At 70.1% G+C, this 12580-nt stretch carries 10 protein-coding genes and 1 tRNA gene; 7 read left to right on the top strand and 4 right to left on the bottom strand.

Features of this window, described 5'->3' with window-relative positions; translation table 11 throughout:
- Positions 1-228 precede the first annotated feature (228 nt).
- Positions 229-1848, bottom strand: coding sequence for a phosphoglucomutase (alpha-D-glucose-1,6-bisphosphate-dependent) (gene pgm, locus AS850_RS13145; protein ID WP_119869524.1), 1620 nt, complete (start codon positions 1846-1848; stop codon positions 229-231).
- A gap of 100 nt (positions 1849-1948) precedes the next feature.
- Between pgm and pheA the strand changes: the two genes are divergently transcribed.
- Entirely contained in the window at positions 1949-2935 is a 987-nt protein-coding gene (gene pheA / locus AS850_RS13140; RefSeq protein WP_119869523.1) for a prephenate dehydratase, read from the top strand.
- Between the two features lie 116 nt (positions 2936-3051).
- On the opposite strand, the gene AS850_RS13135 is transcribed toward pheA, so the two are convergent.
- The gene (locus tag AS850_RS13135; protein ID WP_119869522.1) at positions 3052-4089 is read right to left on the bottom strand and encodes a diacylglycerol/lipid kinase family protein; all 1038 of its coding nucleotides are present in this window, start codon (positions 4087-4089) and stop codon (positions 3052-3054) included.
- Positions 4090-4172: 83 nt separating this feature from the next.
- Here AS850_RS13135 and serS point away from each other — a divergent pair, with 83 nt between their 5' ends.
- The 6 genes from serS to AS850_RS13105 all read left to right on the top strand — a co-directional run bounded on the left by serS (position 4173) and on the right by AS850_RS13105 (position 8816).
- Positions 4173-5438 carry a serine--tRNA ligase gene (gene serS / locus AS850_RS13130; protein ID WP_119869521.1) on the top strand — a complete coding sequence of 422 codons (1266 nt, stop codon included), beginning with the start codon at positions 4173-4175 and terminating at the stop codon, positions 5436-5438.
- A complete protein-coding gene (locus AS850_RS13125) occupies positions 5435-6334 on the top strand; it encodes an HAD family hydrolase (RefSeq protein WP_236940718.1) in 900 nt (299 codons plus the stop codon). The genes serS and AS850_RS13125 overlap by 4 nt, the downstream gene beginning before the upstream one ends.
- Before the next feature lie 115 nt (positions 6335-6449).
- Positions 6450-6534: transfer RNA gene (locus tag AS850_RS13120), tRNA-Ser, on the top strand.
- A 74-nt stretch (positions 6535-6608) separates the two neighbouring features.
- Positions 6609-7298, top strand: coding sequence for an MSMEG_4193 family putative phosphomutase (locus AS850_RS13115; protein WP_119869520.1), 690 nt, complete (start codon positions 6609-6611; stop codon positions 7296-7298).
- A 52-nt stretch (positions 7299-7350) separates the two neighbouring features.
- Positions 7351-8031, top strand: a complete 681-nt coding sequence (locus tag AS850_RS13110) for a DUF3090 domain-containing protein (protein ID WP_119869519.1) — start codon at positions 7351-7353, stop codon at positions 8029-8031.
- The gene (locus AS850_RS13105) at positions 8031-8816 is read left to right on the top strand and encodes an SCO1664 family protein (RefSeq protein ID WP_119869518.1); all 786 of its coding nucleotides are present in this window, start codon (positions 8031-8033) and stop codon (positions 8814-8816) included. The genes AS850_RS13110 and AS850_RS13105 overlap by 1 nt, the downstream gene beginning before the upstream one ends.
- Before the next feature lie 35 nt (positions 8817-8851).
- Here AS850_RS13105 and AS850_RS13100 read toward each other — a convergent pair whose 3' ends face one another.
- Both AS850_RS13100 and AS850_RS13095 read right to left on the bottom strand, forming a co-directional pair.
- Complete coding sequence (locus tag AS850_RS13100) at positions 8852-10975, bottom strand: vWA domain-containing protein (protein ID WP_119869517.1); 2124 nt, start codon at positions 10973-10975, stop codon at positions 8852-8854.
- Positions 10968-12356 (bottom strand): magnesium chelatase, encoded by a 1389-nt coding sequence (locus AS850_RS13095; RefSeq protein ID WP_119870321.1) that lies wholly within the window; start codon positions 12354-12356, stop codon positions 10968-10970. Before AS850_RS13095 ends, AS850_RS13100 begins: the two co-directional genes overlap by 8 nt.
- Between the last annotated feature and the right edge of the window lie 224 nt (positions 12357-12580).

Here is a 12580-nt window from a genome sequence, read left to right as displayed (position 1 = left end):
CACGCTGCTCACTTTCGCTGGGCGTGGCAAATTGTGGAGTCTCGCGCCGCGGCGCGAGCCGTCTCTCCGCGAGACTCCACAACACGCCGCTCACTTTCGCTGGGCGTGGCAAATCGTGGAGTCTCGCGCCGACGTGAGGGCTCGAGCGGACAGCGGAAGAAGACGAAGGAGGGGCACCCCGATCGGGGTGCCCCTCCTTCGTCGCGAGGACTCAGCGGTCGCTACCGCTCAGCCCCCCAGTGCCGCGTCGACGATCGTCTTCGCCTCGGCCTGAACACGCTTGAGGTGCTCGGGGCCCTCGAACGACTCGGCGTAGATCTTGTAGACGTCTTCCGTGCCCGAGGGGCGCGCCGCGAACCAGGCCTTCTCCGTCACGACCTTGACCCCGCCGACCGCCGCCCCATTGCCCGGAGCCTCGCTGAGCTTCGCAATGATCGGATCGCCGGCCAGCTCGGTCGCCGTGATCGCGTCGCCGGAGAGCTTCCCGAGTCGGGCCTTCTGCTCCTTGGAGGCCGCCGCGTCGACGCGCTGATAGACCGGGTCGCCGAACTTCGCCGTCAGCTCCGTGTAGAGCTGCGACGGGGTCTTACCGGTCACGGCGAGGATCTCGCTCGCGAGAAGGGCCAGGATGATGCCGTCTTTGTCGGTGGTCCACACCGAACCGTCGCGGCGGAGGAACGAGGCTCCTGCGCTCTCCTCGCCGCCGAAGGCGACGCTTCCGTCGACCAGGCCGGGCACGAACCACTTGAAGCCGACGGGGACCTCCCACAGGCGGCGGCCGAGGGACTCCGCCACGCGGTCGATGATCGACGACGACACGAGCGTCTTGCCGATGGCGGCGTCGTCGCGCCACTCGGGCCGGTGGGCGTAGAGGTAGTCGATCGCGACGGCGAGATAGTGGTTGGGGTTCATCAGGCCGCCGTCGGGCGTCACGATGCCGTGACGGTCGGCGTCGGCGTCGTTGCCCGTGACGATGTCGAACTCGTCTTTCCGCGAGACGACGCTCGCCATCACGGACGCGCTCGAAGGATCCATACGGATCTTCTCGTCCCAGTCGAGGGTCATGAAACGCCACGTCGGGTCGACCCCGGGGTTCATGACGGTCAGGTCGAGGTCGTAGGCGTCGCGGATCGCGGCCCAGTACTCGACGCTCGCGCCGCCGAGGGGGTCGGCGCCGATACGGACGCCGGCCTTCTTGATGGCGTCGAAGTCGATGACGTTGGCGAGGTCGATCACGTAGCCGCGGAGGAAGTCGTGGCGGCCCGGGCTCACCATGCTCTTCTTCACCTCGACGTTGCCGCCCGCGATGATCTCGTTCGCGCGATCGGCGATCCACGAGGTGGCGTCGCTGTCAGCGGGCCCGCCGTGGGGCGGGTTGTACTTGAAACCGCCGTCGCGCGGGGGGTTGTGGCTCGGCGTGACCACGATGCCGTCGGCCTGATCGGTGTGCGACGGGTCGTTGTTGTAGACCAGGATCGCGTGGCTGACGACGGGAGTGGGCACGTAGCCGCCCTCGGCGTCCGCGAGCACGGTGACGCCGTTGCCCGCCAGGACCTCGAGTGCCGTGCGCTCCGCGGGGCCCGAGAGGATGTGGGTGTCCCGGCCGATGAACAGGGGACCGGTGACGCCCTGATTCGCGCGGTACTCCACGATGGCCTGCGTGATCGCGGCGATGTGCGCCTCGTTGAAGGCCGCGTCGAGGGAGGAGCCGCGGTGCCCCGAGGTGCCGAAGACGACCTTCTGAGCAGGATCCGACACGTCGGGGATCAGGTCGTAGTAGGCCGCTGAGACGGCTTCGGGGTCGATGAGGTCGGAGTCTTCGGCGTAGGTGCCTGCGCGATCGGTCATGGCATTCATAGTGGCACTCGTCGAGCCCGAATGCGGAAGTTATCCACAGGTCGGTTCCCCGGCCGATGGAGCCCGTCACCCCTGCCCTAGGCTCTTCCGCATGCCCCAGAACCACGACGACTCCCTCGACGCCTACAGCTATCTCGGCCCCGCCGGCACCTTCACCGAGGCCGCCCTCAAGCAGGTGCCCGAGGCCGTCGGCAAGACGTGGCGCAGTGTGAACAACGTCGGCGAAGCGCTCGGTGACGTCGTGGCGGGCCGGAGCGTCGCGGCGATGATCGCCATCGAGAACAGCGTCGACGGCGGGGTCAGCGCCACGCAGGATGCCCTGGCGAACGTCCCGGGGCTCCGGATCCTGGGTGAATACCTCGTTCCCGTCGACTTCGTCCTCGTCGCACGTCCCGGCACGAGTCTCGACGAGGTCCGGGTCGTGAACGCGCATCCGGTCGCCTACGCGCAGACCAGGCTCTGGCTGGAGCGATCCCTGCCGGAGCACGGGCATCTCCCGGCGACCTCCAACGTCGCCGCCGCGATCGCTCTCCTTCCGCCCGAGGGCGGTTCCGTCGTCGGCGGTCTCGCCGACGCGGCGGTCGCACCGCCCGGCATCACCGAGCACTACCCGCTCGAGATCCTGGCGAGCGGGATCGGCGACAATCCGAACGCGGTGACGCGATTCGTGCTCGTCGGGCGCGTCTCGGCCGTGCCTCCTGCGACCGGCTCCGACAAGACGACTCTCATCGCCGAACTCCCCGACGACCGCGCGGGTGGCCTCCTCGACATGCTCGAGCAGTTCGCGACCCGCGGCATCAACATGAGCCTCCTGCAGTCCCGTCCCATCGGCGACGCCCTGGGCCGCTACCGGTTCGTGATCGATCTCGACGGGCACATCCTCGACGAGCGGGTCGCCGACGCCCTTCTCGGGCTCAAGCGGTTCAGCCCGAGGGTCACCTTCCTCGGCTCCTACCCGCGGGCCGACCGCGAGCAGGTCACGGTCACCACCCGCTACGACAACCAGGCGTTCGTCGAAGCGCGAGACTGGCTCCGTGGCCTGATCGCCGGCGAGCCGGGAGAGCCCGACGCGCGATGAGGAGCGGCACCACCCTTCTCCGGTCCGGCCGGAGCGGAGAGTCCGGCCGGAGCGGACAGTCCGGACGGAGCAGAGGGCGGGGGCCCGACCACACCCGAGGGCGCGTCGTCGACCTCCTAGGCCGGGACCCTCACGGTCAGAGCCAGCGGGTCGACCCACGCGCGGATCGCGACGGCCATGCCGTGCGAGTCGCCGTCGAGTTCGAAGTCCTGCGGCGAGTCGAGCCGAACCACGATCTCGCTACCCTTCATGTAGCGCACGGTCTTGATCTCCCGGGTGTGCTCCATGATCTTCCGGCCGGTACGGCTGCGACGGAGCACCCCGTTCTCCCACACGATCTTGAGCCAGATGCCGATCCAGTCGATCCGTCTCTCGGGGCGGAGCGCGACGATGTCGAAGATCCCGTCGTCGACGGCCGCGTCGGGCAGGAGCATCAGGTTCCCCGGCAGCAGTCCGCAGTTGCCGACGATGATGGTGTTCGTTCGCATCGTCTTCCTGCCGGTGCCGTCGAGGTCGTAGCGGATGGTGATGCGATTCTCGTCGCGCAGCGAGCGGAAGATGGCGTCGACGTAGGCGAGCCAGCCGACGCGGTTCTTCAACCTGTCGTTGGTGTTCGCGAGCATCTTCGCGTCGAGCCCCAACCCCGCCATGACGACGAAGGCGCTCCGGTCGCGGCTCCCGTCGGGGTTCTCGATGTCGACCACGCCGACATCGATCTTCTTGTCGACGCCGGTGAACACGGTGGCGATCGCCTCGTCGAGGCGGTCGAGCGAGATCTTCAGATTCCGGGCGAGGAGGTTTCCCGTGCCCGACGGCACGAGTCCCAGCGCCGCCTCGGTTCCGCGGAGCGTCTCGGCGACGCGTCGCACAGTACCGTCTCCGCCCGCCGCGACGACGACGTCCGCGCCCTGCTCCAGGGCCTGCCGCGTCACTCCGCTCCCCGGGTCCTCGATGCTCGTGGCGAAGAAGAGGGTCTCGTTCCAGCCGGCGGCCTTCTGGTGGCGCTTCACCGACTTCTTGATGTCGCGCAGCGAGACCTTGATCGGGTTGTAGACCACCGCGGCGGTGAGCTTGCTCGAGTCGCGGAGTTCGTGGTCGGCGAGCGTCGGTGCCGACGCGTCCTTCTCGGAAGGCGGGGAGGACGGAGGGGTCATGCTCCCACGGTATTCGACGGCGGGGTGCCCTGCGCCCCGGCTTCCCCGGGGCGAGGCACATCGGCACTCCTTAGGATGGTCTCGTGATCGATCCCCAACTGCTCCGCGACGACCCCGACCTCATCAAGAAGAGCCAGGCGGCCCGCGGGGATTCCGTCGAGGCGGTCGACGTCGCCCTGGCTGCAGACGTTTCACGCCGTGCCGCCATCGTCGCCTTCGAAGATCTCCGAGCCGAGCAGAACGCGTTCGGCAAGGTGGTGGCCAAGGCCCCCAAAGACGAGAAGAAAGAACTCGTGGCCCGAGCGCAGGAGCTGGCGGCTCGCGTCAAGGAGGCGAGCGCGGCTTCCTCGGCGGCCGACGAGACCTTCGACCAGGCCATCCGTGCGATCGCCAACCCGGTCATCGACGGCGTGCCGGCCGGAGGCGAGGACGCCTTCACGACGCTCCGCACCGTCGGCGAGCCGCGCACCTTCGATTTCGAGCCGCAGGATCACGCCGACCTCGGGGAGAAGCTCGGCGCGATCGACATCAAGCGAGGCACCAAGGTGTCGGGCTCGCGCTTCTACTTCCTCCGGGGCGTCGGCGCCCGCCTCGAGCTCGGCCTGATGAACATGGCCCTCGACCAGGCGATCCGCGACGACTTCGTCCCGCTGATCACTCCCACCCTCGTCCGCCCGGAGGTCATGGGCGGCACCGGCTTCCTCGGTTCTCACGCCGACGAGGTCTACTACCTGCCGGCCGACGACCTCTACCTCACCGGCACCAGCGAGGTCGCCCTGGCGGGTTACCACGCGGACGAGATCCTCGATCTGTCCTCGGGTCCGATCCGCTATGCGGGCTGGTCCACGTGCTACCGCCGGGAGGCCGGGGCCGCGGGGAAGGACAATCGGGGCATCCTGCGGGTCCACCAGTTCAACAAGCTCGAGATGTTCAGCTATGTGCACCCCGACGAGGCCGAGGCCGAGCACGACCGGCTCGTCTCGTTCCAGGAGCGCATGCTGCAGGCTTGCGAGCTCAGCTACCGCGTGATCGACGTCGCCGCCGGCGATCTCGGTTCGTCGGCCGCGCGCAAGTACGACATCGAGGCCTGGGTCCCGACGCAGGGCACCTACCGCGAGCTGACCTCGACGTCCAACTGCACGACGTTCCAGGCCAGGCGCCTCGACATCCGCTACCGCACCGAGAGCGGCAAGACGGCTCCGGTCGCCACGCTCAACGGCACGCTCGCCACGACGCGCTGGCTCGTCGCCATCCTGGAGACGCACCAGCAGGCCGACGGTTCGGTCGTCGTTCCCGCGGCGCTGCGCCCGTACCTCGGCGGCCTCGAAATCCTGGAGCCCGTCGCATGAGCGCCGACTCGATGAGCACCGACTCGATGAACGCCGAAGCACTGCAGGCCGAGAGCTCGGGCCGGGGGCCCGACGAGACCCTCTCCGGGGTTCCGGGATCGGCCAAATGGCTCGTCGCCCTCGACGTGGATGGCACGATCATGACGGAGGGCGGCAACATCAGCGATGCCGTGGTCGACCAGATCACGCGCCTCCGCACCGAGGGCCACGAGGTCATGATCGCGACCGGGCGCTCGGTCGCGATGACGCTCCCTGTCCTCGAGCGTCTCGGCCTGACGTCCGACTACGTCGTCTGCTCGAACGGCGCCATCACGCTGGGCCGCGACGAGAAGGCGCCCGAGGGCTACTCGGCGGTCTACGTCGAGGAGTTCGATCCCGCCGAGGTGCTGACCACGATCAACGGTCGACTCGACGGTGCCGGGTACGCGGTCGAAGACGCCCACGGTCTCATGCTCTACAAGGGCGCCTTCCCGGAGGTCGCCCTGGCGCCGAACAGCCGCGAGGTCGACTTCGAGGAGCTCCTCGAAGTGTCCGCCACGCGCGTCGTCGTGATGTCGCCCTCGCACAGCCTCGAGGAGTTCCTCGAGATCGTCGAGGGCATGGGGCTCCACAAGGTCACCTACAACGTCGGCTGGACCGCCTGGCTCGACATCGCCCCGTTCGGCGTCACCAAGGCGACGGCGATGGAGCGCGTCCGCACCTGGCTCGACGTGCCCACAGACCGGGTCATGGCCGTCGGAGACGGTCGCAACGACATCGACATGCTCGCCTGGGCGGCCCAGGGCGGCCGGGGCGTCGCCATGGGGCAGGCTCCCGACGACGTGATCGAGGTCTCCTCCGAGACGACGGGGTCCGACGTCGACGACGGCCTCGCGGCGGTTCTCGCGACGCTCTGACCGCGCGCGGCGGCATCGCTCCCGGTCGTCATTCCGGCTGCGCCGACGCCCGCAGGATGCTCGTGGCCGTCCGATAGACTCGGCTCCGGCGGCGACCCGCGAGGCTCGCCAGCCGGGAGGGCTGTCCGAGCGGCCGATGGAGCTTGTCTTGAAAACAAGTGAGGGTAAAACCTTCGTGGGTTCGAATCCCACGCCCTCCGCGAATGTCCCACGGTGTCCACCTGTCGAAGGCAGTCCACACGGACGCACACCACCACCCGCCTAGGCTGGCGACATGGCCACAGTCATCCTCGTGCGGCACGGACGCACCACCGCGAACGCCACCGGCATCCTGGCGGGACGGACCACCGGTGTGAAGCTCGATCGCGTCGGGCGGGAGCAGGCGGTGCGGGCGGGGGAGCGGCTCGGCGTCGTGCCCCTCGTCGGCGTCGTGTCGAGCCCGCTGGAGCGGTGCCGTCAGACCGCCCGCGCGATCCTGGAGCGGCAGCCGGCCGACGGTCCCGCGGTGTCGATCGAACGAGCGATCACCGAGTGCGACTACGGCGACTGGCAGGGCGGCAAGCTGAGCGATCTCGCCAAGGAACCGCTGTGGTCCGTCGTGCAGACTCAGCCGTCGGCGGCAGTCTTCCCCCGGGGAGAGTCGATGCAGACGATGCAGTCCCGGTCGGTGTCGGCGATCCGGAGGCTCGACGCGGCGTTCGAGACCGAGCACGGTCCGGGAGCCGTCTGGGTGGCGGTCAGCCACGGCGACATCATCAAGTCGATCCTCGCGGACGCGCTCGGCATGCACCTCGACCTGTTCCAGCGGATCAGCGTCGGTCCCGCGTCGCTGTCGATCGTGCGCTACGGCACGAGCCGCCCCGAGGTCGTGTCGACCAACTCCGACTCCGGCGACCTCTCGTGGTTGAAGGCCGCGCCACCGGTCGCCGATGCTCCGGTCGGCGGCGGCGCCGGACCCGCCTGAACCACGTGCGCACCCTGTGACCCGCGCGGCCGACCGCTCGTAGGATGGGCTCATGCCCACTCGAGTTCACGACTTCGACTGGCCCGACCGGGTCGTCGTCGGCACAGTTGGTCGCCCCGGGGCGCGCACCTTTTACCTTCAGGCGCGTGACGGTTCCCGTGTCGTGAGCGTGGCGCTCGAGAAGGAGCAGTCCGCTCTGCTCGCCCAGAAGATCGACGAGATCCTGGACGAGTTGATGGTCGCGGAGGGTAACCCCGTCACGATCCCGGCCTCGACGCCGGTCGAGCTCGTCGACAACGACCCGCTCGACGAGCCGGTCGAGGCGCAGTTCCGCATCGGGGCGATCAGTCTCGGCTGGGATCCCTCGACCGCGCAGGTCGTCATCGAGGCGTTCCCGATCGTGGAGGTCGCGGTGGAGTCGGACGCCGTCGCCCTCGACAGCGATGCCTTCGATCTCGAGGCCTTCTCCCGCGATGCCGATGGATTGAGCGCCGACGGATCGAGCGCCGACGGATCGGTCGGCGACGGTTCCACCGGAGTCGACGACGACGCCGACGTCTTCCTGGTGGCCGAGCCGGAGGAGATCCTCCAGGTGCGCATCCCCGTGGGCACCGCGCGCGCGTTCGCCAAGCGCACGCTGGAGGTCGTCGGAGCGGGGCGGCCGCTGTGCCCGCGCTGCGGCATGCCGATGGACCCCGACGGCCACACCTGCATCCTGCCCGACGACCTCTGATGGCAGCGGCGGCCGGAGCCACGGACGACCAGCTCGAGCGGGGCACCCTCGACCTGACGGCCCGCGTCACGATCGCCTCGAACGCGACGTTCCTCGGCCGGATCGCCGGTGTGGAGGTCGTCTACAAGCCGGTCGCGGGTGAGAAGCCGCTCTGGGATTTCCCCGACGGAACCCTCGCCGACCGGGAGCGGGCCGCCTACCTCGTCTCCGAGTCGTTCGGCTGGGACGTCGTGCCTCGCACCTGGCTCCGCGACGGCCCCCTCGGCCCCGGCATGGTGCAGCTCTGGCAGGATGCCGACCCGGCGCAGCAGACCGTCGATCTCGTCGCCCCCGGTGACGTCCCCGAGTCCGGATGGCGCCACGTCTTCGAGGGCAGCGACGAGGACGACCAGCCGGTGACCCTGATCCACGAGGATTCCGCGGCTCTCCGCCGGATGGCCGTGTTCGACGTCGTCGTCAACAACGCCGACCGCAAGGGCGGGCATATCCTCGCGATTCCGGGCGGACACCGCCACGGGGTCGATCACGGCCTCACGTTCCACGTCGAGCACAAGCTCCGGACCGTCCTCTGGGGCTGGCTCGGCGCCGACCTCGACGCGGACGAACGCGCGGGGGTGGAGCGGGTCCGGGCCGATCTCGCCGGCGACCTCGGGGCCGCACTCGCCGACCTCCTCACCGAGCGCGAGATCGACACGCTCGCCCACCGGTGCGATCGTCTGCTCGACCACGGCACCTTCCCGGCCCCGCGAGGCCACATGCCCGCCGTGCCCTGGCCGCTGTTCTAAGGCCCTGAGCCGCAGCCCGTCGCGTTCGACCTCGCTCAGAACCCCCAGCCGCGCCCGAACATCGACGAGAACCCGCCGTCGCCCCCGCCCGGGCCGCCCCGCCCCTGCCTCGATCCGAGGTACGACTCCACGACGGCCGCCCCGAGGTCGTCCGCCTCGGGCGCGACGACCGAGCCGCCCACGCGACGCGCCATCGAGTCGATGAAGCGCGCCAGCCCGGGGTCCTCGCCCAGCCGGAAGAACGTCGTGTGGGCTCCGAGCCGCAGGGAGTTGTCGAGCTCCCGCACGGCGTAGGCGACGGTGAGCGGGTCGGGCGGGTAGCTGAAGTAGACCTCGCCGTCGGGCTCGAGGTGCGAGGTCGGCTCGCCGTCGGTCACGATGAGCAGGATCGGCTGCGCCGTCGGGTGCTTGCGGAAGTGGCGGTTCGCCAGCAGGAGCGCGTGGTGAAGGTTCGTCCCCTTGTCCCACATCGCGTCGAGGCCGACGAGCTCCTCGATGTCCATGACCTCGGCGGAGCGTCCGAACGCGATCAACTGGAGGTCGTCACCGCGGAAGCGGCTCGTGATGAGCGTGTGGAGGGCCAGCGCGGTGCGTTTCATCGGCACCCAGCGGCCGTCCATCGCCATCGAGAACGACGTGTCGACGAGCAGGGCGACGCAGGCCTGCGTCCGCGCCTCCGTCTCCTGGACCTCGACGTCCCCGATCTCGATCCGGACGCGGGAGCCGCGGTCCGGCGCCGACGCAGCACCCGACGCACCACCCGCCGGCCCCGCCGACGCGCCACCCGCCGGCAAGCCCCCGCCGCTCGCCCGCTCGCTCGCCTCGCGCGTGATCGCGTTCGTGACCGTGCGGGTGACGTCCCACGGCTCGGTGTCGCCGAAGGCCCACTCGCGCGTGGCCCCGGAGCGTTCGCCCGCGGCTCCTGCGCGCCGCAGGTCGCGGGCGCCCTGACGACCCGACATGGTGTCGGCGATGTCGCGGAGGAGGGCCTTGCCGAGCTGCCGCATCGCCTTGGGGGTGAGCTTCAGCTTCCCGTCGGAGGCGCGCTTCATGGCGCCGGAGTCGCGGAGCGCCTTCTCGAGCTGCTGCAGCGTGCGCGCGTCGACGGCGGCCTCGTCGCCGAGCTGCCGAGCGAGCCGGTCGAGGTCGAGGTCGTCGAGCTGCGAGCCCTGGCTCGACTGCGCCAGCTGCTCGGCCAACTGGTCGAGATCGGCGAGATCCTGGAAGACGCCGGTGCCGTCGCCGAGTCCGAGGCCCTGCTCGCCGTCCATCCGCTCGGAGGAGCCCCAGTCCTCGCCGGGTCGGAGGGAGCGGAGGGTGTCGTCGAGCCGGGAGAGGGAATCCATCAGGCCGGGCGAGCCGAACGCCTGCTGAGCGAGGGCGTCGAGCTCGTCGCGCTGCTCCTCGGTCATCGAGTTGCGCATCCGCTGGGCGGCGGCCGCCCGCGAGGCGAGGGCGTCGAGCAGTTCGTCGATGTTCTCCGGTCGCTCGGGGAAGAACTCGCCGTGCTCGGCCATGAAGTCGTCGAACTGCTCCTGGCTGTCGGTTCCGTGAGCGTGGGCGTCGAGGAGCTCGTTGAGGTCGTCGAGCATGGCCGTGATGGCCTCGCGGTCGGCGTCGGTGGCGCTCTCGAGGGCCTGCTTCATCCCGGCGAACCGCTGGTCGAGCATCTCCCGTCCGAGGAGATCCTTGATCTTCGCGTAGTCGGCCCGGGCCTCGGCGCTCTTCCACGCGTAATCGCTCAGTTCGCTGACGGCGGCGGCGGTGGACGGGGGGAGGCTGTCGAGCTGCATCTCGGACAGCGTGCGGTCCGCGTCGTCGAGCGTGACGTCGCGGGCGAGCTGCTTGCGCTCCTCGAGGACGGCTTTGTCGAGCAACTCGCGGATCTCGAGCAGGGTGCCGTCGAGGTTGTTCTTCTGCGTCAGCTCGCGTCGACGCTCGGCGACGCGACGCGCGAGGTCGTCGAGACCCGACTGATCGCGACCGCCGCGGCGGAGGAACTCGCGGAGGGCTCGCTCGGGGGAGGTCCCCGCCATGACGTCCTGACCGATGGCGTCGAGGGCCTCGGCGGTGTCGACCGGCGGCGCCAGCGGATCCGGACCGCCCGCGTACCGGGCGTACTGCGCGTCGCGGCGCAGGCGCCGGTTCGACCTAGCCATAGACGGCCTCGCCTCCGCCGCTCTCCTTGCTCACCTTGCGCGAGAGGTAGAGGCCCTCGAGAGCGAGCTCGATGGCTCCTGCCCGCTCGCCGTCGGAGGTCGCCCCCAGGCGGTCGCCGATCTCGTCGTACAGCTCGGACTCCCCGAGGGAGGGCAGCCCCGCGAGGAAGTCGCGCGCGGACACCTGCTCCCCGGTGGTCACCATGACGCCGCCGTCGAGAGCCTCGATGAGCGGGGCGAAGTCGATGCCGCGGAAGTGCGAGCGCACCGTCTCGGCCGTCGCGGTGCGGAGCAGGTGGTCGAGGATCTCGTCCTCGCGGCCCTCCTCGCCCGACTCGAACTCGATCTTGCCGCTGAGCACGTCGACCGCGGTCTCGAGGTCGATCGGGCGGGCCACCGCTTCCGGCTCGCCCTGGCGTGTGGCGCGGTGGATGGCGGCCGCGGCGATGGTCTCGGCTCCGGCGATGGCGAATCGTGCGCTGACGCCACTGCGTTGGTCGACCGACGGGGAGGAGCGGAGGGCGCGGGTGAACCGGGCGAGGATCTCGACGAGGTGGTCGGGGACCAGCGCGGTGAGCTGGGCCTCCTGCCGGACCACCGCGATCTCGTCCTCGAGCTCGGTGGGGTAGTGGGTGCGGATCTCGGCGCCGAAGCGGTCCTTCAGCGGCGTGATGATGCGCCCGCGGTTCGTGTAGTCCTCCGGATTGGCGCTCGCCACCACGAGGACGTCGAGGGGGAGACGCAGCACGTAGCCGCGGATCTGGATGTCGCGCTCCTCCATCACGTTGAGCATGGCGACCTGGATCCGCTCGGCCAGGTCGGGCAGCTCGTTGATCGCCACGATGCCGCGGTGGCTGCGCGGGATGAGCCCGAAGTGGATCGTCTCGGGATCGCCCAGGCTGCGGCCCTCGGCGACCTTCATCGGGTCGACGTCGCCGATCAGGTCGGCCACGCTCGTGTCGGGGGTCGCCAGCTTCTCGACGTAGCGCTCTTCGCGGCGTCGCCACTCGACGGGGAGGTCGTCGCCCAGCTCGGCGGCGCGGCGACGGCTCTCGACGGTGATCGGCTCGAAGGGGTGCTCGCCCAGCTCCGATCCCGCGATGACGGGCGACCACTCGTCGAGAAGGCCCGAGAGGGTCCGCAGGAGCCGGGTCTTGCCCTGCCCGCGCTCGCCGAGGAGGACGATGTCGTGCCCGGCGATCAGCGCGCGCTCGAGCTGCGGGATCACCGTCGACTCGAATCCGTGGAGGCCCGGCCAGGGATCGCGGCCCTCCCGGAGGAAGGCCAGGAGGTTGTCGCGGATCTCGGCCCGCAGTGTCTTCAGTTCGTGCCCCGAGGCGCGGAGCTCCCCGACGGTTGCCGCAGTTGGTCGATTCACCAGGGCAACGCTACGCCGCACCGGCGACTCCCGACAGGGCCCGCAGGATGCCCGTGGCCGGCGTCTCTCGAGACCGCGCCGTCCCCGCCCCGCTGGCCGGAAACTCCCAGGAGCTTCTGGCACCCTGTCGAACCTTGCCCGATTGCCGACCGGTGCCGTCGCGTCAGTCTCACCCGCTGACAGTCGTCGTCCGCGCGCCGTGTCACCGACCGAGAGGACACCCGTGA

Origin of the sequence: Frondihabitans sp. 762G35 (assembly GCF_002074055.1) — a bacterium.
Lineage (GTDB): Bacteria > Actinomycetota > Actinomycetes > Actinomycetales > Microbacteriaceae > Frondihabitans.
Note: the sequence above shows the minus strand (reverse complement) of the source record. Positions and strands in the feature narration are given on the sequence as shown.

What these genes read in the sequence shown, in the direction of transcription:
- pgm (WP_119869524.1), bottom strand. Translation starts at nt 1,848, where the DNA reads ATGACCGATCGCGCAGGCACCTACGCCGAAGACTCCGACCTCATCGAC.
- pheA (WP_119869523.1), top strand. Translation starts at nt 1,949, where the DNA reads ATGCCCCAGAACCACGACGACTCCCTCGACGCCTACAGCTATCTCGGC.
- AS850_RS13135 (WP_119869522.1), bottom strand. Translation starts at nt 4,089, where the DNA reads ATGACCCCTCCGTCCTCCCCGCCTTCCGAGAAGGACGCGTCGGCACCG.
- AS850_RS13125 (WP_236940718.1), top strand. Translation starts at nt 5,435, where the DNA reads ATGAGCGCCGACTCGATGAGCACCGACTCGATGAACGCCGAAGCACTG.
- AS850_RS13115 (WP_119869520.1), top strand. Translation starts at nt 6,609, where the DNA reads ATGGCCACAGTCATCCTCGTGCGGCACGGACGCACCACCGCGAACGCC.
- AS850_RS13110 (WP_119869519.1), top strand. Translation starts at nt 7,351, where the DNA reads ATGCCCACTCGAGTTCACGACTTCGACTGGCCCGACCGGGTCGTCGTC.
- AS850_RS13105 (WP_119869518.1), top strand. Translation starts at nt 8,031, where the DNA reads ATGGCAGCGGCGGCCGGAGCCACGGACGACCAGCTCGAGCGGGGCACC.
- AS850_RS13100 (WP_119869517.1), bottom strand. Translation starts at nt 10,975, where the DNA reads ATGGCTAGGTCGAACCGGCGCCTGCGCCGCGACGCGCAGTACGCCCGG.